Raw genomic sequence first — 24,522 nt, 5'->3', positions numbered from 1 at the left:
CGCTTATGGCGGGTATGCAGCGCTGTTATATCAAGGAGTAGGGCAGTACAAGATTGTGCGGCGCAATCGGCAGGGGATGCCCACCCAAGGAGATTTGTATCAATCTCGCGCGATCCTATTGAAACGCAACGCAAATAACCCCGCCGCCATCATCAGCCACATCATCACGACGAGCGCCTGCGGCCAAAGTGTAACGAGCCAGCTGATGAGAATGGTTGCCAGCGCGCTGGAACCGAGCTGGATCGCGCCCATCAGCCCCGCCGCCGAGCCCGCGAGCTCAGGCCTGGCCGAGAGTGCCTCGGCCGTCGCACCGGGGATCGTCAGCCCGTTGCCGGCTGCGTTGAAGGCCAGCGGCAGGAACAAGGCGAGCGGCGTCCAGACCGGGCTCAGCGAGAGCGCCAGCGCCACGCTCATCGCCGCACAAGAGATGATCAGCCCGTTTCGGATCAACCGTCTCGTGCCGAGCTTCACGGCCAGGCGCGACATCGCGAAATTGCCGACCATGTAGCCGAAGGCGTTGAGGATGAAATAGGCGCCATAGGCGTCTGGCCCATGCCCCATCGTCTCGACCACGATGAAGGGGGCGGCCGCCACGAAGCCGAAGAAGGCCCCCGAGGTCATCGACAGCGCGATCACATTGGTGACGAAGCCGCGGTCGCCGATCAGCAGCGGGAAGGCGCGGAAGACCCCAAACAGCGCGCTGCGCTGGCCGAGATTGGGCGCGGTCTCCGGCAGCTTTGCGATGGTCAGCAGCAGCACGCCGGCTCCGAACGCCGTCATGAACCAGAAGATCATGCGCCAGCCGAACCAGGTCTCGATATGGCCGCCGAGATAGGGTGCGAGCATCGGCGCCACCACCATCACCATGGTGACGGTGGCGATCTGGCTCGCCGCCTCGTCGCGGCCGGCGCTGTCGCGGATGATGGCGCGCGACAGGGCGAAGGCCGAGCCCGAACCGGCGCCTTCGAGCACGCGCGCCAGCAGCAGCATGCCCGTCGAGTGCGAGAGCGCGCCGAGCACGGAGCCGAGCAGGAACAGCGCGATGCCGGCATTGACGCAGGGCCGCCGGCCGAACCTGTCGGAGAGCGGGCCGATGACGAGCTGCATCAGCGCGACCGCGACGAGGAACAGCGTCAGCGTGAGCTGGATTGTGGCGTAGCTCGCGGTGAAATGCCGGGCGAGGGTCGGCGTCGAGGGCGCGAGCAGGTTGAGCGCGATCGGCTGCAGCGTCGAGATCGCCACCAGCACGGTCAGTGTCGGTTTGGCGCGCATGGCGGCGGCGTTCATTCGGCTCTGGCGATCTTGAGATTGGAATCGGGGCGCACCCGCTGCCGGTGCATCGTGTAGAGCCCGCTGCCGACGATGAGCGCGATGCCGGCGAAGGCGAGGGGGTCGGGAACATCTCCCCAGCCGAGATAGCCGATGATGACAGCGAAGATCACCACCGAATAGCGGAAGCCCGAGATCACGCCGACATCAGCGTCGCGGAAGGCGCTGATGATGAAGAAGCTGCCGGTCGAGACCAGCACGGCGGCGACCGCGACATAGGCCGTCTCGCGCCGCCAGACCGGCTCCCAATCCTCGACGATGCCGTAGCCCAGGGCGATGACCCCGATGATCATCGTCGTGGTGAAGGAGACCACGGTCGAGGGGATATCCTTGTCGATCCTACGGGTCAGGAGGTCGCGGAAGCCGACGAGCAGGGCGCTGAGCAAGGCGACGATCGCAGCCGGGCTGAAGCCTTCCGCCGTCGGCCTGACGACGATCAGCACGCCCACGAAGCCGACCGTGACGGCCGCCGTGCGCCGCCAGCCGACCTTCTCGATGCCCATCAGCACGGCGAGCACGACGATGATCAGGGGCGAGGCCATGCCGATGGCGGTGATGTTGGCGAGCGGCAGCCGGCCGAGCGCCCAGACGAAGGACAGGGCGACGCTGGCCTCGATCACGCCGCGCAGCACGACCACGGGGCGCAGCGCCAGCATCAGCTTGTCGCCCTCGCGGAAGGCAAGCACCAAGGCGAGCCCCGCCAGCATTGCGAAGACGGTGCGCAATGCGATCGCCTGGCCGGCCGGATAGGCCTCGCGCGCCAGTTTCATCAGCGCGTCATTGCAGACGAAGAGCGACATCGCCGTCAGCATGGCGATGATGCCGCGGCGGTTTGTGGCTGCACTGGCCAAGGCTGGCTTCCGTTGCGCGGGTATCGCTCAGGCCGCGAGGCGGTCGAGCGAGAACGGCGTGAGGTCGAAGGCCGATTGGCCGGAGGTGGATAGATCGGCGAGGATCTCGCCGATCGCGCTGGCGAATTTGAAGCCGTGGCCGGAGCAGCAGGAGGCGAAGACGGCCTGAGGCACGCCGGGCACCGCGTCGATGATGAAATCCTCGTCGGGCGAGACGGTGTAGATGCAGCCCTTGAGGGTCAGCGGGTCGCCGGCGGCGTCGGGGATGTAGCGTCTCAGGCATTCGCGGATCAGCGCGACCTGGCGCGGGCTCGGCGTGCGGTCGTCGTCGCGCGGATCCATCGGCTCCCGGCCGAAATGCGGGCCGCCGAGCTTGAAGCCCGGATGCTCATAGAGCGGGAAGCCGTAGAACGCGCCTTCCTCGACGCTGAGGATGAACACCGGAAAGGCGCCCTCGCGAAACAGCTCCGGCCGGCGCGTCGTGAACCAGCCGATCGCCTGGCGCACGGTCGAGACCTTGCTGGCGAGCGCCGGCACGGCGTCTGCGATCCAGCCGCCCGAGGTGATCACCAATCGCCCGGCCGAGTAAGTGCCGCGCTCGGTGCGCACCATGACACCGCCTTGCGCGGTCGGGGTCCAGTCGAGCATCGGCTCGCCGGTACGGATCTCGGCGCCGCGCGATTGCGCCAGGCCGACATGGGCGTAGATCGCCTTTTCCGAGGCGACGAAGCCACCATCGGGCTGCCACAGGCCGACATGGCCCTCCGGCAGCTGGAAGGCGGGGAAACGCCGGGCGATCTCCCGGCCGTCGAGCCGCTCATGGACGAGCCCGTGGTCGAGGCAGGATTGCAGCGAGGATTCGACAGGACCTGCACCCTCTGGCGCGAGATCGATCGAGCCGGTGACGTGCAGGAGCTTCATCCCGGCCTCGTCTCCGGTGGTGCGCCACAACTCATGGGCGCGCCGCACGATCGGCACGTAATGCGAGCCTTCGAAATAGGCGAGGCGGATGATGCGGCTGAGCCCGTGCGAGGAGCCCATGGCATGGCCGAGGTCGAAGCGCTCGAGGCCGAGCACCTTGAGGCCGCGCTTGGCGAGGTGCCAGCAGGCGGCCGAGCCCATGGCCCCGACACCGGCGACGATGACATCGTAGCTATGGCTCGTCATGGCGGAAGGCTCGCGGGCGGCAGGCAAGGACTCGGGGCGCGGCAGGAAGGCGGGCGCAGAGCTTTACCGTCCGCTTTCCCCAGGGTCCATGCCCAGAAGGTCTAGAGCTGGATGCAAAAACGTGGGGACCGGCTTTTCGCACCGATCCTGCTCTAGGATCTGATCTGAATTGAACCGAGCGATATCAGGGGCTTCCGATCGCTTTCCATCACCCGCGCCATCATCCTGGACAAGCCGCGTCAGCGGCGCAGCTCCGGGATCCATCGTAGAGCGCGGCTCCCTACGATGGATCCCGGGACGACCTTCGGTCGCCCAGGATGACGGCGCATAGGTGATCGAGACAAAGCCCTTGAAATCATCCGGCTCTCGGCCGGTCTGCGGCCTGCGCCGGTGAAGCTTTGTTAATGATGTCGGCTGATAAAAGATCGCTTTCTCCTCACTTCAGGATTGGTTGATGCTCGGCAAGGTTCGGCGCTGGATAGGCAGTCGAAACCACGTGGCGGCCGGGCAGGGGCCCGCCATGGGCGAAGCGCTGTCGGTGCCTGCGAGCGACGCCTCGCTTGAGGGTACCTATGACGACGGCGCGCTGCACGAGGCCGTCAGCACGCTGGAGCAGGATGTCGTGGCGGCGATGCGCCGCCTGACCGGCGGTCTTGGCGAGGCCGAGCAGTTCTCCGCCCATGCCGAAGGGCGCTCGCGCGAGATCCATGACAGCATCGCGGCCGTGCGCGCCGCGACCTTCACCGCCAGCATCAATTCGGCCGCGCTGGCGACCGCGACGCAGCATGTCTCGGACGCGGCCGAGCATGTCGGCGCGACCATGATCAGCGCCCGCGACCGGCTCGACGCCGCCGCCACTCGCGCCGGTGAGGCGACGGAGATGATGACCGGGCTCGCGGTTGCCACGGTCGAGATCCGCAGCATCGTCGATTCGATCGCCGAGATCGCCAGGCAGACCAATCTGCTCGCGCTCAACGCGACGATCGAGGCTGCGCGCGCGGGCGAGGCCGGGCGAGGCTTCGGCGTCGTGGCGCAGGAGGTCAAGACACTCTCGGTCGAGGTGCGCGAGGCGGTCGACCATATCCGCCGTCGCGTCGACAATCTCACCCAGGCGGCGCAGGGCTCGGCCGCGATCGTCAACGACGCGCTCACCATGGTGCGCGACGTCAACCCGGTGATCGCCTCCATCGGCGGCGCCGCACAGGAGCAGGCTGCGGCTGCCGCCGAACTCTCCCGGAGCGCCGGTGAGACGGCGCGCTTCGTCGAGACCGTGCTGCACCGTGTCGACGAGATCGACCGCGTCGCGCTCTCGGCCGCCGACGACAGCGCCCGGGCGCGCAGCTCCCTGTCAGATGGCGTGCGCCAGGCCGACAACATGCTGCGGCGCTTCATCCCGACCTTGCGGCACGCCGCCTTCGCCGACCGCCGCCAATATGACCGCTTTCCCGCCGAGCACCGCGCCGAGGTCAGCCTCGGCGCGCAACGCATCGTCAGCCAGACCATCGATCTCGGCTTCGGCGGGGCGCTGCTTGCAAGCGTCGCCCAGGCGCCGCGGCTCGGCGTCAGGGGAACGATCAGGATCGATGAGCTGCCGCCGCTCGCCTGCCGCCTGATGGCGACGAGCGAGCTCGGCCTGCATATCGCCTTCGAGCCGGGCGCGGTCGAGGCGAATGCGCCGTTGCGGGCGCTGCTGGGCGAGATCGAGCGCTCATACCGGCCCTTGATCGTGGCGGCACAGAGCTTTGCCGACAGCATCGCGCAGGTCATGCTGCAGGCGCTGCGGGCACGCCGGCTGAGCGAGGACGACCTCTTCGACATCGACTACCGGCTGCTGCCGCAGACCGATCCGCCGCAATACGCCAACCTCGCCTTGCCGACGCTCGAGGCGACCCTGCCGCCGCTGCTGGCGCAGACCCTGGCGAGTGACCCCCGCCTGGTCTTCGCCCTGCCGATCGACCGCAACGGCTATATCCCGGTCCATAACGCAGCCTTCGCGCAGCCGCAGCGTCCGGGCGACCCGGACTGGAACATCGCGCATAGCCGCAACCGGCGCATCTTCGACGACCGGGCCGGCATCATGGCGGCGCGCTCGGTGCGCCCCTTCCTGGTCCAGTCCTATCGGCGCGACATGGGCGGCGGCGTCACCGACCTGATGCGCGAGGTCGATGCGCCGCTGCGGATCAATGGCCGCCACTGGGGCGGCGTGCGCATGGCGTATCGGATGTGAACACCCGGCTCTAAAGCCGGTCCCAGGCGAAGGGGATGTTGAGCGCCCGCAAAGCCTGCTGCCAGAGCGAGCTCGCCTGTTCGAGCCGGGCGGCATCGTAGACGCCCTGGACCTGATGCACCTGCAGGCGCCATGAGGCGCCATCAGCGTCGGTCCAGGTCTTGCCGACGAGCCGGCGCAGGCGCTCGGGATCGCGCGCGCCGGGGCTGTTCCCGAAGACGGTGAATTGCGGCGAGTTCTGCAGCATGTCGGAGACCAGCAGCAGCGCCCGGTCTCCGCTCGGCACGCGGTTCTCGCGGCGCGCCAGCACGTCGCCGATCGCCTCGACGATCGGCGAGAGGTTGCCCTTGGCCGGCTGGGCGAGCACCGTCAGCGCCTCGTCAAGCGGGCGGCCGAATTTCTCGACCCATCTGACATAGTCGCGGCGCGGATTGCCGATCAGTTCGCTGACCGTGCGGCCGGGATTGCATAGCGCCAGCAGCGGCGGGAAATTCGGCTCGAACACGTCCTTGAAGACATAGATCGACATCAGCCGGTCGGCCGGCAGCGCCTCGCCCACCTGCTTGACCAGCTTCTTCAAGCGCGCCGCCTGAACGTCGCTCCAGGGGTCGGTCTTGTCGACGAGGATCAGCGTATGCCCGACCGGCCCGCTCTTCCTGCAGAGCGTCTCGGCATCGCGCGGCGGTCCGCTGAGCAGCTTTGGGGCGGCGAAGAAGCCGGCGAGCGAGAGGCCGGCCAGGATGGTGGCGGTGATCGCCCAATGTTCGCTTTTCATGCCTCGTCGCAATCTGCCCCAGCACCCGTCTGGATATGTGAGCCCTCATCCTGAGGAGCCGCGAAGCGGCGTCTCGAAGGATGCTCCAGGAGGCTCCGGAACCATCTGGAGCGTCCTTCGAGACGCCATTCCCTGCGGAATGGCTCCTCAGGATGAGGGCTGTGGGACATCTCCAAGGCTCCGGCTTCAGCGCGGCGTCGCGGAAAATTCCGCATGGATCGTCTTGCGGTTGGCCTCGTCCCGTTCATAGGCCTCGCGCCCGGCCTCGACCGCGCGTGTCTTCAGGCGTTCGATCTCGCCGGCGAGATCGACCCCGCGCACCAGCGCCAGCTGGTCCTTGAGCTTGGCCTCGATCAGCGCCGGCATATTGGCGAACTGGCGCTCGACATCCTCGATCAGCGCCCGCAGCCTGGAATGGTCGACGAGTTCGGCTGGCTGGTCGATCTCGGGCAGGTTGATGCCTTGCGAGAAATAGGCCGGCGGCAGATCGGTGCGCACCCTGAGATTGGCCTCGCGATACTGCATCACGGCGGCGTCCTTGGCGGCGCGCAGCTGCGCGACGCGGGTGAGATAATGGTCGCGGATCTGGTCGGCGCTGGCCTTGGCGAGCTGCAGCCGGCTGATCTCGCTCTGGCAATCCTCGCGGAACCCCTCGACCTGGCCGCGGATCTGTTCGAGCTCGGGCGCAAGCTCGGTGTCGACCCGGCGGCGCTCCCGCTCCACCGCCTCCCAGCGCTGCCGCCAGCGCTTATAGGCGAAGGCCTGGCCGGGATAGCTGCCGAAGGCCGAATAGCCTTTTGCTGCGGAGAAGAAGGCGATCAGGCAGCCGATCAGCACGAGCGCGATCGATTTGAGCTCGTAGACGCCGAGCGGGTTCGCCAGCATATGCGGCACCACCTGCTGCGAGGCGGCGTCGGGATTGGCGATCAGCAATTCGCGGTAATGCCCGACGGCGAGGTTGAACAGCACGATCAGCGCGATCATCCCGGCATAGGCCGGCAGCGCCCAGAACAGATGCGAGGCCTTGACGTGCTGGCAATAGCGCGCCGGCCACAGGCCCATGACGAAGCCGAGCGAGATGTTCAGCGCCGAGATGATCACGGCGGTCGCCGCCCCGCCGATCAGGCCGAAATCGCTGGCATCGGCGAAGAAATTGCCGTTGAGCAGGCTCTCGATCGCCAGCGGCACCACCAGGAAGGCGAGCGTGAACTGCCACTTCTCCAGCTTAGGGTCGCTGCTGCGCTGATTGACGTAGTTGAAGTACTCGTATTCGCGCTTGGCCTTCAGCGCCTCAAAAACCGTCTGCTCGAGCTCGCCGCCATGCTTGTTCAGCAGCGCCCGCATGCCGGATTCGATGCGCCTGATGCGGGTCTCGTAGCGCTCCGCCGTCAGCGCCTCGCGCTTGCCGATGATTTCGGCATAGAGCGCGCCAAGCTTTGCCGTCGCCTCCTGCCGGATGCCGTTGAAAAGCTCGGTGACGCGGGCGAGCAGGCCAAGCTCGGTCTGTGAGGGCAGGGCGGAATGAGCCGGCGGGTTGTTGGCGAGCGCGTCGCCGGCGCCGCGCAGGCCGGCCTGCACCGTCTCGGCCAGGTGATAGCCGGTAATCGGCGGCACGTTTGGGCCGCTGCCGCGATCATCGCTCATGAGAGGCTCGCGCCAGATAGCTGCGGACATCGACGATGTCGGCGTGGAAATCGCGGAAGCGCGGAAAGGCTGGGCGGCGATAGGCCCTGTCGAACCAGAGCGCGACCAGAATCAGGAGCGGCGTGGCGATGAAGAGCGCGCTGTGACCAGGCAGCGAGGCAGAGCCCGCAGCTACCGCCGCCAGCGCCAGGGCCGCGACGCCGGCGGCAATGAGCGCAAGCATCGTCAACAGCGTGCCGATGCGGTGGCGGCCGGTGTCGTAGGACAGGCGCAGCAAGCCTTGCAGCGCAGTCAGCGCGCTGGCGGCGCATAATTCCAGCACGATGAGGAAGGCGAAGACTGCGGCGATGCCGGGGCCGATCGCCGTGGTCGCTGCTGGCCGCAAGGTCGTAAACACTGTCCGTGCCGAGACACCGGCGAAGGCCAGGCAGAGAAGGAGGACGCCGGTCAGCAGCAAGGCGGGAAAACGGACATCGCGCCACAGCCTTATCGCCGCCAGAACCAGCCTCACGAAGAAGGTGTCCTGCACCAGGCGGAACGCGGCGCGCGGGAGCGCCTTGATCCGGGAATGGACACGACTCAGCATGAAACGCCTGCAACCGGAACGGGCCAAAACGTTAGCCCAACCGGCTATCGGGTCAAGTTGTAACGAATTGGCGAGTTGTAAGAGCCCTCTCTGTTTGGACATTCCAGCCCTCATCCTGCGAGCCTGGCCGACAATGTGAGCAAGGATTTCGGTCGGTTGGAATTTCGTCTCGAAACGCGCCGTCATCCCGGGCGACTGCAAGGAGACCCGGGATCCAGGCCGGAACCTCGCCGATCAGCGCTCCGGCATGGATCCCTGTGTGTTTGATTGGTGTCATGATTGGTGCGGGCGGGAAGCCGTTGGATCCCGGGTGGCAAACACCGCGTTCCGGCTCGGTTCCCGCCCGCGTTCGAAGACCCCATCCTGAACAGTTGACCGAGGCCGCTTGCACCGGACCTCGCAGCACAGGGACAGGCACCATGACCATACACCCCTGCTTCATCGGTTGCGATATCGCCAAGAGCCATCTCGACCTGTTCGAGGAGACGAGCGGGACGAGCCTTCGGATCGCCAATACGAGCGAGGCGATCGCGACCTGGCTGTCGTCGCTCGACTGCCAGGCCAGCTTCGTCGCCTTCGAGGCAACCGGCCCCTATGACCACACGCTGCGCCAGACCCTGGAGCAGGCCGGCTGCCGCTTCGCCCGGATCAATCCGGCGCGCGCCCGCGACTTCGCCCGCGCCACCGGCCGCCTGGCCAAGACCGATGCGATCGACGCCGAGATGCTGGCTGCGATGGCGCGCATGCTGGCGCTCATGCCCGACGCAGCCTCCGATCCCGCTCGCAACGCCTTGGCACAGCTGCACAAACGCCGCGATCAGCTCGTCGAGATGCGCGCCGCCGAGCGCGTCCGCGACAGCGAGGGGCAAGATCCCACCGGCAGCCTCGCCCGCCATCTCGCCTGGCTCGATGCGGAGATCGCTACGCTCGAGCACCTCGTCAGCGAGGCCTTGCGGGCAGATGAGACCTTGGCCAGGACGCAAGCTCTGCTGCGCTCGGCGCCCGGCATCGGGCCCGTCACAGCCGTCACTCTCATCGCCCTGATGCCCGAACTCGGCCACGTCTCGCCAAAGGCCATCGCCGCGCTCGCCGGTCTCGCGCCCTTCAACAATGACAGCGGGCGCAGGCGCGGACAGCGCATGATCAGGGGCGGAAGGCGACGCGTCCGCAAAGCCCTCTACATGGCCGCGCTGGCTGCCATCCGGACATCTGCGCGCTTCAAGACCTTCTACGACGCCGTCCGCGCAAGAAGCGCAGCCGCAAAAGTCGCCATCATCGCCGTCGCAAGAAAGCTCCTCGTAACCCTCAACGCCATGCTCAAAACTGACACCGCCTTCCAACCATGACACTCCAAACAACACAGTTGCCGGATCGGCGCCGCTGACGCGGCTTGTCCGGGATGACGGCGCGTTTTTTCAAGCTTTTGAAAACAGCGGCGTCGTTATCGGCCAAACTCTCAGGATGAGGGCGGAAGTTTCCAAACGGGCTCTGACGAATTGAACTCTGTCTCGGTTTACAGCTCGTCGGGGCTCCAAACCGTCACGCGCCGGACTGCGGCCTCGGCTTGCTCTCATCGAGCAGCCAGCTGCGAAACAGCGCAACCTCAGGCCGCGTCCGCGCCAGCTTCGGCGTCAGCAGGTAGAAAGCTCGCTCCGAGACCAGGCGGATATCGGTCCCGAAGGGCGCGATCAGCCGGTGCTGCGCGAGATCGTCCGCAACCAGGGCAAAGGGAGCAAGCGCGATGCCCTGGCCATCGAGCGCCGCCCCCAGGGCCAGCGCGGTCTGGCTGAAGCGCTTGCCGACTGTCAGGGGCGCCTGGGCGTTCGCCAGCTCCAGCCAGAGCGGCCAGGCGTCATGAGCGTCGTGCAGGAGCGTTGTCCCCAGGAGATCGACTGGGGTCGCCAGCGTCGCGGCGAGCGCCGGGCTGCAGACGGGAAACAGATCGTCGGCGAGCAGCCGCTGCGCCTCGAAGGCGCGGTCGAAGGGCGGCGCCGAGAGCCGCACGGCGAGATCGGGCAGGCCGGGCCCGCCCAGCCGCTCCGTCGCTTCCGAGGCCAGCACGCGCACCTCGACATCGGGAGCGAGCGCCGAAAAGCTGCCGAGCCGCGGGATCAGCCATCTCGCCGCGAAGGAGGGCGTTACCGTCACCGTGACGCCGCGCCGCTCATGCGCTTGCGTCGGTTCGATCGCGGCCATCGCGCCCGCGATCAGGGCGAAGGCGCGGCGGATCTGCGGATGGAAGGAGCGCCCCGTCGGCGTCAGCGCCAGGCCTCTGGGCTCGCGCTCGAACAGCGCCACGCCGAGGCTGGCCTCCAGGGCCCGAACCTGCTGCGCGACGGCGCCATGCGTCACGTTCAGCTCTTCGGCGGCGAGCCTGAAGTTGAGATGGCGCGCGGCGGCGTCGAAAGCGCGCAGGGTTGCGAGGGGTGGCATTCGCGACATCGCGAGGGTGTAGCAGCGCTACAGGCTCCCTGCACGGGAAATCGATGGTTCGGTGCGGCGCCGAACCCTATGAACAGGGGGGCATCAACCAGGAAAAGAGCGCGCTATGACGAAGAAGGTGGCGATCATCACGGCCGGCGGCAGCGGCATGGGCGCAAGCGCCGCGCGTCGTCTCGCCAAGGACGGCTTTGCGGTGGCGATCCTGTCCTCATCGGGCAAGGGCGAGGCGCTGGCCAAGGAACTCGGCGGTATCGGCATCACCGGCTCGAACCAGTCCAATGACGACGTCAAGCGCCTGGTCGATACGGTGTTCGAGCGCTGGGGCAGGGTCGACGTCCTGGTCAACAGCGCCGGGCACGGGCCGCGCGCTCCCATCCTGGAGATCCCCGACGAAGACTGGCAGCGCGGCATGGAGGTCTATTTCCTCAGCGCGGTCAGGCCGGCGCGATTGGTGACGCCGATCATGCAGGCGCAGCGCTCCGGCTCGATCATCAACATCTCGACGGCCTGGGCTTTCGAGCCCGCTGCGATGTTCCCGACCTCGGCGGTGTTCAGGGCCGGGCTTGCCTCCTTCACCAAGATCTTAGCGGACACATACGCGCCCGACAATATCCGCATGAACAATGTGCTGCCCGGCTGGATCGACAGCCTGCCGGCGACGGATGAGCGCCGCCAGAGCGTTCCCCTGCAACGTTATGGCCGGGCCGACGAGATTGCAGGCACGATCGCCTTCCTAGCCTCGGACGATGCCGGCTACATCACCGGGCAGAACATCCGCGTCGATGGCGGCATAACCCGGTCGGTCTGACGGCCCGGCGAGGCGGGCTAGGTCAGAGCTGGTTTCAATGGCTCTGTCCTGGTCACCTACGCGCCGTCATTCCGGGCGTAGCGAAGCGGAGGCCCGGAATCCATCGTAGAGCCAAGCCGGTCAATGGATTGGCCCTTCGATGGATTCCGGATCGGCGCCGCTTACGCGGCTTGTCCGGAATGACGGCGCGGGGGATGTAAAGCGACCGGAAGTTTCTGATACCGCTCGGTTCATTTCGAACCAGGCTCTCAGGGTAAGGGCTCACATGTCCAAGCCGGCGGCTCTCAGCCGCCGGTGACGCTCATATGGCGGCCGACGGCGGGTTTGGCGCGGCGCCGATCGATGATGAAGTCATGGCCCTTGGGCTTGCGCGAGATCGCCTCTTCCATGGCGCGGTGGAGGCCTGCATCGTCGGGCGAGGCGCGCAACGGTGCGCGCAGATCGGCGGCGTCTTCCTGGCCGAGGCACATATAGAGCGTGCCGGTGCAGGTCAGGCGGACGCGGTTGCAGCTCTCGCAGAAATTATGCGTCATCGGCGTGATGAAGCCGACAAGCCCGCCGGTCTCCTTGACGCGGACATAGCGCGCCGGCCCGCCCGTCTTGTAGGGATCCTCGACCAGATTGTACGTATCCATCAACCGCGCCCTGACGACCGAGAGCGGCAGGAACTGGTCGATGCGGCCGGGCTCGATTTCGCCGAGCGGCATCACCTCGATCAGGGTCAGGTCCATGCCGAGCCCATGGGCCCAGGTCATCAAACCCTCGATCTCGTCCTCATTGACGCCCTTGAGCGCGACCGCGTTGATCTTGACCCTGAGGCCCGCCTTGCGCGCCGCCTCGATGCCGCCTAGCACCTTGTCGAGATCGCCCCAGCGCGTGATCTTGCGGAACTTGTCGGGGTCGAGCGTGTCGAGCGAGACATTGATCCGGCGCACGCCGTAATCGGCCAGCTCCTGCGCATAGCGGTCGAGCAGGGAGCCGTTGGTGGTCAGCGTCAGCTCTTCCAGCGCGCCGGTGGTGAGGTGGCGCGAGAGCGAGCGGAACAGGCTCATCACATCGCGCCGCACCAGGGGCTCGCCGCCGGTGAGCCTGAGCTTGCGCGTGCCGCGCGCGACGAAGGCGGTGGCGACGCGGTCGATCTCCTCCAGCGTCAGCAGGTCGCGCTTGGGCAGGAAGGTCATGTCCTCGGACATGCAGTAGACGCAGCGGAAATCGCAGCGATCCGTCACCGAGATGCGCAAATAGGAGATGTCGCGGCCGAACGGATCGACCAGCGGCGCGCGCGCGAGCGGCTCGATCGCATCGGGCTTGGCGATCATATCGGGCTTGAGGTCGTCGAGGAGCACTGCTTCATCCCTGAAGACGGCTAAATTCTGAAAACGACCTTGCTGCACGCGGGCAGGTGCATGGCGGTGGCCGCATCGCTATATCCGATGAGACATTGGCATTGCGGCCGCCAAGGTCAAGCGCGGCCATCGTCGCAGTCGCCCTGGAGCAAACACAACCATGTCAGCATGGCCGACCGAGATCCGCCTCGCCAAGGATCGCCGCACCCTCCATGTCGCCTTCGAGGATGGCGCAGCCTTCGCGCTGCCGGCCGAATTGCTGCGGGTGGAAAGCCCCTCGGCCGAGGTCCAGGGACACGGGCCCACGCAGAAGAAGACCGTACCGGGCAAGGCCGAGGTCGAGATCATCCGCGTCGAGCCCGTCGGCCATTACGCCGTGAAGCTCGCCTTCGACGACATGCACGACACCGGCATCTACGCCTGGGACTATCTGCGCGAGCTCGGCGAGCATGGTGAGGCCAAGATGCAGGCCTATCTCGACGCCCTGGCGGAGCAGGGGCTGTCGCGGGAGCGGGTGAAGCGAGGGTAGCGCGGCCGGGAGCCGCTCAGAGGCTGTTGGAAATCTTCTGAGCCCTCATCCTGAGGAGCCATTCCCTTTGGAATGGCGTCTCGAAGGATGCTCCATGAGGCTCCCGAACCATCTGGAGCATCCTTCGAGACGCCGCTTCGCGGCTCCTCAGGATGAGGGCTGGAGTTTCCAAACCAGCTCTGAGCTATATCTCAAGGTAACGCGCGTGGAGGAAGCATAGCGATGAAGTCGTTCGTGGCGGCCCTGTTCGCGGTTCTGCTCGCCTGTTCCGCGGCTCCGGCATGGGCCTGCACCGGCTCGGAAGACTGCGCGAACGGGTTGGTCTTCATTCCCTACGGATCGACATCGCCGGGGCCATCCTCGGTGATGGCCGTGTTCCTCCATGGCGACGTTTCGGGCGGGGGGAGCGCGGACTACATGCTGAGCTCGGCGCAGCGTTTCGTCGCGGATGTTCCAGGTGCGAGCGCCGTCGTCCTGATCAGGCCTGGATATTTCGACCGGCATTCGCGGGTGAGCGAAGGTTCCGATTGCGGGCGGCGCGATTGCTATACCCAGGACGTCGTCGGGACGGTCACCGAGGCGATCGCGCAAGTGAAAGAGCGGTTCGGGGCAAGGACGGTGATCGGGCTCGGCCATTCCGGCGGCGCCGCGATTTTGGCCAATGTGATTGCGCTTCGGCCCGGCCTCATCGGCGGCGCCGTTCTGGTGTCATGCCCCTGCGACATCCGCCGCTGGCGGCCGCAATGGCAGCGCAGCCTGTCGCCCATCGATCTCATCGGGAGCGTGCGGCCTGCGACGAGGCTGGTCGCGATCACCGGGCGCGACGACGAGACGGCCAGCCCGCAACTGGCCGAACGCTATGTCGAGGCGCTGAAGGCTGCAGGCAAGAACGCCATCTTCATCCCCACCCAGGGGACCCATGATTACCGCTCGGTGCGCGATGCTGCATTGCTTGCGCTCAGGGACCTCGCGACAGCCGTCAAGTGACGGACAAGCCGATTGTCCCCGCTGCGGACAGGGCAATCGCATATGGCCCCTCAGCCCTCATCCTGAGGAGCGCTTCCGCAGGAAGCGCGTCTCGAAGGATGCTCCAGAAGGCGTTTCCGGAGCAAACTGGAACATCCTTCGAGACGCCGCGTGCCGCGGCTCCTCAGGATGAGGGCTCAAGAATCCAAATGCGATAGGCCGGCCCTTCAGTCGCAGCGACGGACCGCCTACCTGCCGAGGCCGGACTCCTTGATCTGGCCGATGAGGCCTCCCGTCACCAGATCGATGCCGCTTCGATACTGGCTCGGCATCCAGCGCTCCTTCGCCAGGCCGGCGGTGAGATCCATCTCTGTGGCAATGCGGCGTGTCAGAGGGGCTTTTGCATAGGCATCGATCACGCTTTTCAAGGTGCGCGGGGTTGGATTGTTCATATCCGCTCCCTCATCCGAGCGCTTCACCTGCATCAGTTCCGCGACGGCGTCCGGCACCAGGCAATCGAGCGTGACGGTGGCGTGGAAGCGGCCATCGGCCGGCTCGCTGCTGACCCTGCTGCCAACCGCCGTGCAGCGGACACGCCTTGAGCTTTCGACGATGAGCCTGGCCATCAAGCGCTTTAGCTCGCGTCCCGAGGGATCGCTCTTCAGCGTCAAACTCGCCATCCGCTTGATCTGCCATGCGATCGGATCGTTGAACATCGTCATGTCGATGTAATCGCGGCCCTCGGATTCCGGCCGCAGTTCCTTGTTCAGGCGCGCGGCGCTGGCGCGATCGTAATTGAGGCGGGCGCGATAATAGAGTTCCGCGGTCTGTTCGAGTGTCGGCTCGGAGGCCTTGGCGGGGAGGGCGCTCTGATATCCGGTGAGTGCCGCGATGAGCAGAAAGACTGAAGGAAGGCTGGCTTTTCTCATAATCGATGCGTCGATTCTCGTCGGATGATGTCCGAAACCTCGCAGAACGGCAGCTTTGCGACAACTCTTTGGAACCGCAATCGACGACTAGCCCCCGTCAGCCCGGTGCCGGCCTGCGGGCGTGTGGCCGCCGCCACAAAACCATGCCCTAAAACCGTGAACTGCGCCGGCGTTCCGCTTGACGGCGGTTCCGTGCAAAACAACAATCAAATGAAATAATTCACCTAGGGAGTGCAGGCATGGTCAACCAGAATTCCGCGCGAGGGTTTTTCCTCGCGGCGGTAGCGCTTTTTTTCATGGCGACTGCGCTGCGCTATCCGCTTGGTGATCTGGCCCATGCCGGCCCCGGGCTCTTCCCGCTCCTGCTGAGCGTCCCGCTGCTCGCCATTGCCTTGCTGATCATTGTGCAGGCGCGCCTGACCGCTCCGGTGCCGCTCAGCTTCAACCTCAAGAACATCGCCTTGATCATGCTCGGGCTGGTGGCCTTCGTCGTGGGAGCCCAGCTCGTCAACGCCGCCCTGGGGATCGTCCTGATGGTCTTCATCGCCGGCTTTGCGGCGGTGACCTATTCCTGGACGCGCAATCTCAAGATCGCGCTCGGCCTCATCGTCGTGGCCTATGTCTTCGAGCGCTTCCTCGGCCTCAATCTGAGGCTCTTCTGATGGAAATCCTGAATAATCTCGCATTCGGCTTCGAGCATGCGCTGACGCCGGCGAACCTGCTCTACTGCGCCATCGGCTGCGTGGTCGGCACGCTGGTTGGCCTGCTGCCTGGGCTCGGGCCATTGGCGACGATCAGCCTGCTCTTGCCATTGACCTATTCGCTGCCGACCGGTGGCGCGCTGATCATGCTCGCGGGCATCTATTACGGCGCCCAATATGGCGACAGCGTCAGCGCCATCACCATGAAGATCCCCCATGCCAGCAGCATCGTGGCCTGCATCGACGGCTACCAGATGACGCTGAAGGGCAAGACCGGCCTTGCCCTCTTCACCGCCGGCGTCTCGAGCTTCATCGGCGGCACGGTCGCGATCGTCGTGCTGGCGAGCCTTGCGCCGACGCTTGGCCAGGTCGCCCTGCTGTTCGGCCCCACCGATTATTGCGCGCTGATGCTGGTCGGCTTCGTCTGCGTCAGCTTCATCACCACCGGCAGCCTGCTGAACGGGCTGGCGATGTGCCTGCTCGGTGTCCTGCTCGGACAGGTCGGTACCGATCTGGAGACCGGCATGGAGCGCTTCACCTTCGGGCTGCCCTCGCTCACCGACGGTGTCAGCCTCGTCAGCCTGGCGCTGGGCTGCTTCGGCATCGCCGAGATCACCAAGAACCTCGATGCGCGCGAGGAACGGACGCCCTTCAACGGCAAGATCCACCTGATGCCGACCTGGCCGGAGTTCAAGCGCATCATTCCCAGTGCGCTGCGCGGCAGCGTCGTCGGCTCCATCCTCGGCATCCTACCGGGTGGCGGCCCGGTGATCGCGCAATTCGCCGCCTATGCCCTCGACAAGAAGGTCAGCAAGTACAAGCACGAGATCGGGGACGGCGCGATCGAGGGCGTCGCGGGACAAGCGGCGGCCGACGAGGCGGCGGCGCGCACCAGCTTCATTCCCCTGATGAGCATCGGCATCCCCGAGAACGCCGTCATGGCGCTGATGATGGCGGCTTTCATCATCAAGGGGATTCAGCCGGGCCCGAACATGATCGCCAAGCATCCCGACCTGTTCTGGGGCCTTGTCGCCAGCATGTGGGTCGGAAACTGCTTCCTGCTGATCTTGAACGTGCCGTTGGTGCGGTTCTGGCTCTCGGTCTTCAAGATACCCTACAACGTGCTGTTCCCGTCGATCCTGTTCTTCTGTTGCATCGGCACGTTCAGCGTCAACAACAGCCTCAACGACATCTTCACCACGGCGGCGTTCGGCCTGATCGGCTACACCATGATGCGCCTGTCGCTCGATCCGGCGCCGATGATGCTGGGGTTCATCCTGGGGCCGATGCTGGAAGAGTATTTCCGCCGCGCGATGATCATCAGCCGGGGCAGCTTCACGACCTTCTTCACACATCCGATCAGCGCGACGCTGCTTAGCCTGATCGGGCTGTTCTTCGCTTACCAGCTGTTCGTTGCGTTCCGGGCCAGGCGAGCGGTGGTGGTCGAGGCGCCCGCTGCATCGGGGTGAGCGCTGGCGGTTCAAAGTCCGCTGTATGAGTGGCGTTACCCGTCATTGCGAGGAGCGTCAGCGACGAAGCAATCCAGGGGCCGTCGAGCGAGACCTCCTGGATTGCTTCGCTGTGCTCGCAATGACGGTTCGAGCTGCGTGGAAAACGTTCCAGAAGAGCGCAACAGCGCTCCCGCCTTCCGTCAGGACAAACGAAAAGGCCGGCGTCACCGCCGGCCTTTGCTTTGGAAACGGGCTTCTTTTGAAACCCGCTATGTCTCTCGCCGCTCAGCGGGCGACGACGACCCGGGTGCCGACCTTGGCGCGCTCATAGAGGTCGATGACGTCCTCGTTCAGCATGCGGATGCAGCCCGAGGAGACCGCCTGGCCGATCGTCTCCGGCTCGTTCGAGCCGTGGATGCGGTAAAGCGTCGAGCCGAGATACATGGCGCGCGCGCCGAGCGGGTTTTCCGGGCCGCCGGCCATGAAGCGCGGCAGGTCGGGGCGGCGCTTCAGCATCTGCGAGGGCGGCGTCCAGCTCGGCCATTCCGCCTTGCGGGTGATGCTCTGCGCGCCGGCCCAGTCGAAGCCGGGGCGGCCGACGCCGACGCCGTAGCGCATCGCCTTGCCGTCGGGCATCACGTAATAAAGCCGGCGCTCGGTGGTGTTGATCACGATGGTGCCGGGGCGCTGCTTGCCGTCATAGGAGACAAGCTCGCGCGGGATCGCGGTCGCCTGCGCCTTGGCCGGATCGACGCTCTGCATCAGCGGCTGGCGCGTCAGCGGATCGATCTCATAGGCATGGGCGGACGTCGCCACGGCAAGCAGGCCAAGCCCGGCAAGCGTGGCCATGTGGAAGAAACGGTTCATCGGGACCTCGGCGGATGGCGGGGGGCGCTGGCGCGAAGTTGACCTAAAAGCGTCAACATCTTCTCAATTTTCTGTCAGAGTCATGGCATCGGCGCAATTGCGCCATCATCACAACGGTGCGAGGTCAAGGGCTTTGCTAGCCCTCGTTGCGCGTGAGCAACATAACCGCAGGCCGCCTCAGCTCTTCAGCACCACGCAGGCGCCCCGGTTCTCCTGAATACGCCGGCACAGGGCGCTGGCCTGCGCCCGCGTCGCTGCGGGCAATCTGACCCGGTAGAAGGCGCGCGTGCCGCGGCTGCGCAGCCTTGTGCCGATCACCATCGGGGAGAGATCGGCAATGATGGCGCGATGCCGGGCGCTCGCCCGCTGAAAGGCCGAAAGCGCGCGCGCCTTCGAGAAATTGGCCGCGAGCTGCACGCCCCAGGGCGCGAAGGGCGCCTCCGCAATGGCAAGCGCGCCGCGCCCGGCGCGGATCAGCGCGACCGTGGTCAGGCATGGCGCCTGGCCGTCCGGGCTTGCCGGCCGGGCGGGGCGGGCTTCGCCCTCGGCCGCCGCCCGCGCATCCTCGGCCCAGGCCTCGGCGGCCGCGCCAGTGATCGAGAGGACATAGTTTTCGGTCTCGACGGGCAGGAAGCCGCGGCCGGCGATCCAGCTCGAGATGCGCGTCGGGCCGCCATTATAGGCCGCCGCCGCCAACCCCCAATTGCCGAAGCGCTGGCGCAGTTCGCTGAGGAAATGCGCCGCCTTGGGCACGGCCTGCTCGGGGTCGAACGGGTCGGCGAGCCCGCGCTCGCGCGCCGTGCCGGGCATGAACTGCGCCACGCCCTGCGCGCCGGCCGAGCTGGTGACGCCCGGGCGGAAGCTCGATTCCTGGAAGATCAACCGCGTCAGGAATCCGGCGGGTACGGCCTGCGCTGTTGCGGCGTCGTCGATCAGGCGGCAGAGCGCAGCATCGATGCCCGAGGAGGGCGGCTCCTGCGCCAAGGGCTCTTGGCCCAAAGCGAGCGAGCCATCCAGCAGCAGGGCAAGCATCAGGCCGGGGAGGAGCCATGGCCGCCTTGTCATATCGCGCCTCTTGCCGCGCCCCATCCCCATTCCTGCGGTGCTTCAGGCGGAACGCTTGGCCGCGACCGCGGTGATCTCGATCGCATAGCCCGGCGAGGCCAGTTCCGCCTGCACCGTCGCCCGTGCCGGGGCATTGCCGGGCGCGACCCAAGCGTCCCAGACCGCATTCATCTCGCCGATCGCCTTGATATTGGTCAGGAAGATCTGGACGCTGAGGATGCGCTCCTTGCCGGTGCCGGCAGCCTCCAGCGTCTCCTCCAGCAAAGCGAGAACCTCCTGCGTCTGCTCCGTGAGCGAGGCGCCTTGCGTTTTCTCCGCGCAATGCCCGGCCAGGAAGACGATGCCGTTGAAGGCGGCGGAATCGCACCAGCGCGGCGTCAATCCGGTCCGTTCGATGGTCATGTCGTCGTGTCCTTATCCTAGCCGTTGCAGGCGCCTGCTTACCCTCAATGTCGCGCAGCGGACAGGCCCCGATGTCGCGGCGTCCACAAAGGCTGGAGCAGCATCTTGCCGGGCGGCACCGTCGCACCCTACTCAAGCGGGATGACAAGAGCCGCCTTGCACTGGTTCCGCGACGATCTGAGGCTCGCCGACAATCCGGGGCTTGCCGCCGCGACCGCCCATGGCCCGACGCTGTGCCTCTATATCCTCGACGAGGGCGGCGAGCGCCGCCGCCTCGGTGGCGCCTCGCGATGGTGGCTGGCGCAGTCGCTGCGCGCGCTCCAGGCCTCGCTGCGCGAGAGGGGGGCGAACTCGTGCTGATGCGCGCCGATCCCGCCGATCTCCTGCCGAAGCTGGTGGCAGAGGCTGGAATCGATTTCGTGACCTGGAGCCGACGCTATGAGGCGGCCTCGATCGCGCTCGATCGCGATCTGAAGCAGACGCTGGTCGGTGCGGGCGTCACCGTTCGCAGCTTCAACAGCCATCTCCTCAACGAGCCCTGGCAGGTGTCGAGCAAGCTCGGTGAGCCGATGAAGGTGTTCACGCCTTATTGGCGCGCGGCGCGCGCCAAGGGTGAGCCGGCTGCGCCAGAGCCTGCGCCGCAGCGCATTTTGCCGCTGCCGCTGCCGAGCACTCTCGCCAGGGCGGCGGTCGACCTCGCCGATCTCGCGCTCGAGCCGACCAAGCCGGACTGGGCCGGAGGCCTGCGCGCCGCATGGACGCCGGGCGAGGCGGGCGCGGCCGAGCGGTTCGGGGATTTTCTCTCCGGCTCGCTCCGGGGCTATGGCGAAGGGCGCAACAGGCCCGATTTCGTCTCGACATCGCGGCTTTCGCCGCATCTGCGCTTCGGCGAGATCGGCCCCCGCCAGATCTGGCATGCCTGCCAGACGGCATTGGCGAGCGGCATGGCGGCGGGGAGTGCGTCCGATCTGGACAAGTTCCTCTCGGAGATCGGCTGGCGCGAGTTCTCCTATCACCTGTTGTTCTACAATCCCGAGCTTGCGACGAAGAACTACAATGCCCGCTTCGATGCCTTTCCCTGGGGCGAGGAGACCGAGGCGCTGAAGCGCTGGCAGCGCGGCCAGACCGGCTATCCGCTGGTCGATGCCGGCATGCGGGAGCTCTGGGCGACCGGCTGGATGCACAACCGGGTGCGCATGGTCACCGCATCCTTCCTGATCAAGCATTTGCTGATCGACTGGCGGCAGGGCGAAGACTGGTTCTGGGATACGCTTGTCGATGCCGATCCGGCGAGCAACGCCGCAAGCTGGCAATGGGTTGCGGGCTCGGGCGCGGATGCCGCGCCTTATTACCGCATCTTCAACCCGGTGACGCAGGGCGAAAAATTCGACCCCAGGGGCGACTATGTGCGCCGCTGGGTGCCCGAGCTCGCACAACTCGACGACGACGCCATTCACACGCCTTGGCAGGCCAGTGCCTCGACCCTGCTAGATGCCGGTGTCAGGCTTGGCGAAACCTATCCGCGACCGGTCATCGACCTGGCCTTTGGGCGCCAGCGCGCGCTCGACGCGCTGGCGACGATCCGCGGCGCTGCGGATTGATCCGTAGGCGCCGCGCGAAAGCTACTGGATGATGCCGCGCTTCGAACCGAAGCCGTCGATATAGCAGCCGCAGCCGGCGCCGACAGGGGCGGGACGCGTCTCGCAGCTGCCGCGCGAGGTCACGCACATCTCGCCGAAGCGACGCGGGCGATAGCCGCGATCATCCTCATAGCGCGGCCGCCGGCGCTCATATTCCCAGTCGCGCGGCGGCGGCGGGCGGTCGTAATCGTAGCGCGGCGGGGGCGGGCGGCCATAGGGGTCGTAATACTGCGCCTGGGCGGCGGTTCCCGACAGGGCGGCCAGCCCCGCCAAGGCGACCAACGCAAAAATCCTCGACATGGCGAACTCCCTTCCCGATTGCCGTGACCGGCCATGAGGCCGAACAAAGGCGCAATCTGCGCGCGAAGATATGAACACAGCCTGACGGGCGGGGCAGTCCTTCACGCGGCCGCCGCGTTCAGCCGCATGTCATGGGCAAAATCGGCGGCGTCTGCGGTGCTGCAATCCTCGCGCTCCGCGATGTGGTTCTGATAGGCCTTGCGGATGCGGGACTGGCTTTTGGGGCGTGCGAGGTCGCCGGCAACCCAATCGGTCACGCCCATGACCAGCCAGGGCATGGTCTGGCTGCGCTTGCTGGCGATGATGTCGATGACGGTGAAGTCGACACCGTCCTGCGTCTCGATCTCGATCAGGTCGATGCCGCCGATGCAGACATCGCCATGATCGAAATCGCAATCCTCGAACGGGAATGTCGCGGCGCTGGCGCTCATCCGGGTCCCTCCTGCGATGGAGGAATGATGCGAAATGTATCGAATTAAGTCAATACGTATCGTATCGCCACCGATGCGATTTATTTTGAGGGGGGCAGCCGATTTACGACTCGACTTCAGGTTGCCGGGCTGGCTTAAATGAGAACATTGAGGGAACAGAAAAGGGTCGGCCATGAGCAGTGTTTGCCGGGGGATGTCGCGAGATAAGCCCGGCCTGGCCGATTTTGCCGCGCTCTATATCCGCTGCGACGATTGCGGCAATGAGAAGCGCATGACGCCCCAGATGCTGGCCCGCCTCGTCGATAGCGGCATCCATTGCGCGGATGAGCTTAGGCCGAAATTGACCTGCTCGGTTTGCCGGGCGGGCGGCGGGCGCGGCAAGAACGTCGCGCTTATCCCGGCCTTCCGGTGGGGGTAGGGCGCTTTCGAGCGATGTGGGCAGCGGTTCGCGTGAAGACAATGCGTCAGAACAGGGATCCGCACCTGTTGAGCGATCCAATTGGATCGGAAAGGGCTCTGGCCCAAACAAAAGAGCCCGCCTGTGAGGGCGGGCTTTGAGGGGTAGCAATGACGGGGCTAGCGGCGGAAAAGCTTTTCGCTAAGCCCGCTTTGACGGATCATCGCCTTGAGGGTTCCGGTCGGGATATCGTCGTTAATCCGATGCGGCGTGACATCGACCAGATAGACGCGTCCATTGACCTCGCTACGCCAGCGCTGGTGGCTGCCGCCATCATGCCGATGCAAAACGAATCCGTGTGCGGCAAGAATTTCGACAAAAAGCCGGTAGGTGCAGATCAGGCGTGGCAAGCGAGATCGAAGCTGCTCTGCGTCTTCTCGTCTCGATCAGGTCGTCCAGCCTTGAGCGTATGAAGGGCCAAACTCAAGGACAGCTTGGCGCGGACGAGCCAAGGCGAGCGCCGGTTCAGCAGTCTCGCGCGGTTTTCCGGGCTTTCCTGCATGGCATCATCCACGTAGGAAATGACAGCGTCGCGCAGGGACTTTTCGACCTCATCTTGGGAGGCCCCATGGACAGCGATATCGAGATCCAGGCAAAGCCCTTCCCACTCGGTACCACGTCCACGAATGATGCAACGAAAGCTATCCTGTTTCATTGAGAGCCCTCCTTGCTAACTCACACTCACCAACTCGACCTTAAGAGCCGAGTTCGGTATGGCTCCTATATGGCTACTTAGTCAACGCGTCAAAAGGTTACAAATTCATTATGCAACTTCGGCGGGCGGCCCCATCACAGGCTCAGCCCCATAGTTCCTCGACGCAGCGCATGAGGTTGTGCTCCCTTACTCGCCCCTGAGTTCCCGCTCCGGGATGACGCGCAGGATCTGCTTGATCGCGTTGGCGTCGAATTCGAGCCGGCCGGCGGGGTTGAACTGCTCGACCGTGACCCTGCCGGAATTCATCGAGACCAGGCGCTTGATGAAGGATTTGCCGGGGCGGCCGTCCTCGGCCGGTTTCAATTCGATCACGACATAGTCGCGGATCGCGGGCTTGCGCTTCTCGACATAGACGCGCTCACCATCCTCGTATTTTGGCGCCATGCTGTCATTGGAGACGCGCAGCGCGAAGACGTCCTTGCGGTCCAGGATGCCGATCGGCCGCTTGACCATGTCGATGACCTGGCCGTTCATCTCGAAGGCGTCGTCATCGCTGGCAAAGCCGCCGACCGTGATGCCGAGCTCCTGGATGTCGCTGGGTCCATGGGTTTTCGGCAAGGCTGCCTGGCCCTCGAAGACCGCATTGGGCTCGGCCAGATAGCCGCGCGGCGACGCGGGCCTTGGGGCGACGCTGTGGCCGTCAGCGCCGCTGGGCGCCTCGCCATCGCCGAACAGGATCCAGCCCGCCTTGACGCGGAAGGCGCTGGCATATTTCTCCGCCACGGGCTGCTTGATGCCGCGCCCGCCATTCTCATGGGCCCGGTAGGTGACCTCGTTCCAGCCGAAGGCCTGGGCGGCCTCGGTTGGGGTGGGGAAGCCTCTCAGCTCCCGGGCGTTGCGCAGGCGATCGGCGGGTGTGTCCATTGTTCCTGTATCGCACGCTTCACGATACGT

General features: G+C 65.9%; 25 protein-coding genes and 1 pseudogene. 9 read left to right on the top strand and 17 right to left on the bottom strand.

The window, feature by feature from the left end:
- Positions 1-99: 99 nt before the first annotated feature.
- From RMR04_RS20405 to solA, 3 genes are read right to left on the bottom strand one after another with little or no spacing between them, the layout of a single operon-like run.
- Positions 100-1,287 carry a multidrug effflux MFS transporter gene (locus tag RMR04_RS20405; RefSeq protein ID WP_311910184.1) on the bottom strand — a complete coding sequence of 396 codons (1,188 nt, stop codon included), beginning with the start codon at positions 1,285-1,287 and terminating at the stop codon, positions 100-102.
- Positions 1,284-2,180: a DMT family transporter gene (locus RMR04_RS20400; protein WP_311910183.1), complete on the bottom strand. Its 897-nt coding sequence runs from the start codon at positions 2,178-2,180 to the stop codon at positions 1,284-1,286. Before RMR04_RS20400 ends, RMR04_RS20405 begins: the two co-directional genes overlap by 4 nt.
- A gap of 27 nt (positions 2,181-2,207) precedes the next feature.
- Positions 2,208-3,347, bottom strand: a complete 1,140-nt coding sequence (gene solA, locus RMR04_RS20395) for an N-methyl-L-tryptophan oxidase (protein WP_311910182.1) — start codon at positions 3,345-3,347, stop codon at positions 2,208-2,210.
- Positions 3,348-3,867: 520 nt separating this feature from the next.
- On the opposite strand from solA, the gene RMR04_RS20390 reads away from it, so the two are divergent.
- Complete coding sequence (locus tag RMR04_RS20390) at positions 3,868-5,574, top strand: methyl-accepting chemotaxis protein (RefSeq protein ID WP_311910181.1); 1,707 nt, start codon at positions 3,868-3,870, stop codon at positions 5,572-5,574.
- 10 nt (positions 5,575-5,584) lie between these two features.
- Here the strand turns inward: RMR04_RS20390 and RMR04_RS20385 are convergent, their stop codons facing one another.
- From RMR04_RS20385 to RMR04_RS20375, 3 genes are all read right to left on the bottom strand, one after another.
- The gene (locus tag RMR04_RS20385) at positions 5,585-6,349 is read right to left on the bottom strand and encodes a hypothetical protein (protein WP_311910180.1); all 765 of its coding nucleotides are present in this window, start codon (positions 6,347-6,349) and stop codon (positions 5,585-5,587) included.
- 186 nt (positions 6,350-6,535) lie between these two features.
- Positions 6,536-7,993, bottom strand: coding sequence for a hypothetical protein (locus RMR04_RS20380; RefSeq protein WP_311910179.1), 1,458 nt, complete (start codon positions 7,991-7,993; stop codon positions 6,536-6,538).
- Positions 7,983-8,579 (bottom strand): hypothetical protein, encoded by a 597-nt coding sequence (locus tag RMR04_RS20375; protein WP_311910178.1) that lies wholly within the window; start codon positions 8,577-8,579, stop codon positions 7,983-7,985. Before RMR04_RS20375 ends, RMR04_RS20380 begins: the two co-directional genes overlap by 11 nt.
- A 419-nt stretch (positions 8,580-8,998) precedes the next feature.
- On the opposite strand from RMR04_RS20375, the gene RMR04_RS20370 reads away from it, so the two are divergent.
- On the top strand, positions 8,999-9,925 hold the full coding sequence (locus RMR04_RS20370; protein ID WP_311909944.1) for a transposase: 927 nt from the start codon (positions 8,999-9,001) through the stop codon (positions 9,923-9,925).
- Between the two features lie 193 nt (positions 9,926-10,118).
- On the opposite strand, the gene RMR04_RS20365 is transcribed toward RMR04_RS20370, so the two are convergent.
- The gene (locus RMR04_RS20365; RefSeq protein ID WP_311910177.1) at positions 10,119-11,012 is read right to left on the bottom strand and encodes a LysR substrate-binding domain-containing protein; all 894 of its coding nucleotides are present in this window, start codon (positions 11,010-11,012) and stop codon (positions 10,119-10,121) included.
- Positions 11,013-11,127: 115 nt separating this feature from the next.
- Here RMR04_RS20365 and RMR04_RS20360 point away from each other — a divergent pair, with 115 nt between their 5' ends.
- Positions 11,128-11,829 (top strand): SDR family oxidoreductase, encoded by a 702-nt coding sequence (locus RMR04_RS20360; protein WP_311910176.1) that lies wholly within the window; start codon positions 11,128-11,130, stop codon positions 11,827-11,829.
- Positions 11,830-12,113: 284 nt separating this feature from the next.
- Here the strand turns inward: RMR04_RS20360 and moaA are convergent, their stop codons facing one another.
- Positions 12,114-13,148 carry a GTP 3',8-cyclase MoaA gene (moaA, locus tag RMR04_RS20355; protein ID WP_311915893.1) on the bottom strand — a complete coding sequence of 345 codons (1,035 nt, stop codon included), beginning with the start codon at positions 13,146-13,148 and terminating at the stop codon, positions 12,114-12,116.
- A 187-nt stretch (positions 13,149-13,335) separates the two neighbouring features.
- On the opposite strand from moaA, the gene RMR04_RS20350 reads away from it, so the two are divergent.
- Positions 13,336-13,704, top strand: a complete 369-nt coding sequence (locus tag RMR04_RS20350) for a gamma-butyrobetaine hydroxylase family protein (RefSeq protein ID WP_311910175.1) — start codon at positions 13,336-13,338, stop codon at positions 13,702-13,704.
- 222 nt (positions 13,705-13,926) lie between these two features.
- On the top strand, positions 13,927-14,691 hold the full coding sequence (locus tag RMR04_RS20345; RefSeq protein ID WP_311910174.1) for an alpha/beta hydrolase family protein: 765 nt from the start codon (positions 13,927-13,929) through the stop codon (positions 14,689-14,691).
- 227 nt (positions 14,692-14,918) lie between these two features.
- On the opposite strand, the gene RMR04_RS20340 is transcribed toward RMR04_RS20345, so the two are convergent.
- A complete protein-coding gene (locus RMR04_RS20340; RefSeq protein WP_311910173.1) occupies positions 14,919-15,599 on the bottom strand; it encodes a hypothetical protein in 681 nt (226 codons plus the stop codon).
- A gap of 296 nt (positions 15,600-15,895) precedes the next feature.
- Here RMR04_RS20340 and RMR04_RS20335 point away from each other — a divergent pair, with 296 nt between their 5' ends.
- Both RMR04_RS20335 and RMR04_RS20330 read left to right on the top strand, forming a co-directional pair.
- Positions 15,896-16,261: a tripartite tricarboxylate transporter TctB family protein gene (locus RMR04_RS20335; RefSeq protein ID WP_311910171.1), complete on the top strand. Its 366-nt coding sequence runs from the start codon at positions 15,896-15,898 to the stop codon at positions 16,259-16,261.
- Entirely contained in the window at positions 16,261-17,769 is a 1,509-nt protein-coding gene (locus tag RMR04_RS20330) for a tripartite tricarboxylate transporter permease (RefSeq protein WP_311910170.1), read from the top strand. Before RMR04_RS20335 ends, RMR04_RS20330 begins: the two co-directional genes overlap by 1 nt.
- Positions 17,770-18,036: 267 nt before the next feature.
- On the opposite strand, the gene RMR04_RS20325 is transcribed toward RMR04_RS20330, so the two are convergent.
- The 3 genes from RMR04_RS20325 to RMR04_RS20315 form a co-directional block, all read right to left on the bottom strand.
- On the bottom strand, positions 18,037-18,618 hold the full coding sequence (locus RMR04_RS20325; RefSeq protein ID WP_410492140.1) for a L,D-transpeptidase: 582 nt from the start codon (positions 18,616-18,618) through the stop codon (positions 18,037-18,039).
- A gap of 177 nt (positions 18,619-18,795) precedes the next feature.
- Entirely contained in the window at positions 18,796-19,683 is an 888-nt protein-coding gene (locus RMR04_RS20320; RefSeq protein ID WP_311910169.1) for a transglycosylase SLT domain-containing protein, read from the bottom strand.
- A gap of 42 nt (positions 19,684-19,725) precedes the next feature.
- Complete coding sequence (locus tag RMR04_RS20315; protein WP_311910168.1) at positions 19,726-20,085, bottom strand: RidA family protein; 360 nt, start codon at positions 20,083-20,085, stop codon at positions 19,726-19,728.
- 141 nt (positions 20,086-20,226) lie between these two features.
- Here RMR04_RS20315 and RMR04_RS20310 point away from each other — a divergent pair.
- A pseudogene (locus RMR04_RS20310) lies at positions 20,227-21,686 on the top strand (cryptochrome/photolyase family protein).
- Positions 21,687-21,707: 21 nt separating this feature from the next.
- On the opposite strand, the gene RMR04_RS20305 reads toward RMR04_RS20310, so the two are convergent.
- Both RMR04_RS20305 and RMR04_RS20300 read right to left on the bottom strand, forming a co-directional pair.
- Positions 21,708-22,025, bottom strand: coding sequence for a hypothetical protein (locus RMR04_RS20305; protein WP_311910167.1), 318 nt, complete (start codon positions 22,023-22,025; stop codon positions 21,708-21,710).
- 101 nt (positions 22,026-22,126) lie between these two features.
- Positions 22,127-22,456, bottom strand: a complete 330-nt coding sequence (locus tag RMR04_RS20300; protein WP_311910166.1) for a hypothetical protein — start codon at positions 22,454-22,456, stop codon at positions 22,127-22,129.
- A 193-nt stretch (positions 22,457-22,649) separates the two neighbouring features.
- Between RMR04_RS20300 and RMR04_RS20295 the strand changes: the two genes are divergently transcribed.
- Positions 22,650-22,874 (top strand): hypothetical protein, encoded by a 225-nt coding sequence (locus RMR04_RS20295; protein WP_311910165.1) that lies wholly within the window; start codon positions 22,650-22,652, stop codon positions 22,872-22,874.
- 158 nt (positions 22,875-23,032) lie between these two features.
- On the opposite strand, the gene RMR04_RS20290 is transcribed toward RMR04_RS20295, so the two are convergent.
- The 3 genes from RMR04_RS20290 to RMR04_RS20280 all read right to left on the bottom strand — a co-directional run bounded on the left by RMR04_RS20290 (position 23,033) and on the right by RMR04_RS20280 (position 24,492).
- The gene (locus tag RMR04_RS20290; RefSeq protein WP_311910164.1) at positions 23,033-23,263 is read right to left on the bottom strand and encodes a type II toxin-antitoxin system HicA family toxin; all 231 of its coding nucleotides are present in this window, start codon (positions 23,261-23,263) and stop codon (positions 23,033-23,035) included.
- Positions 23,251-23,568, bottom strand: coding sequence for a hypothetical protein (locus tag RMR04_RS20285; protein ID WP_311910163.1), 318 nt, complete (start codon positions 23,566-23,568; stop codon positions 23,251-23,253). Before RMR04_RS20285 ends, RMR04_RS20290 begins: the two co-directional genes overlap by 13 nt.
- A gap of 186 nt (positions 23,569-23,754) precedes the next feature.
- A complete protein-coding gene (locus RMR04_RS20280; RefSeq protein WP_311910161.1) occupies positions 23,755-24,492 on the bottom strand; it encodes a S24 family peptidase in 738 nt (245 codons plus the stop codon).
- Positions 24,493-24,522 lie beyond the last annotated feature (30 nt).

It is taken from the genome of Bosea sp. 685 (assembly GCF_031884435.1).
Taxonomy (GTDB): Bacteria; Pseudomonadota; Alphaproteobacteria; order Rhizobiales; family Beijerinckiaceae; genus Allobosea.
Note: the sequence above shows the minus strand (reverse complement) of the source record. Positions and strands in the feature narration are given on the sequence as shown.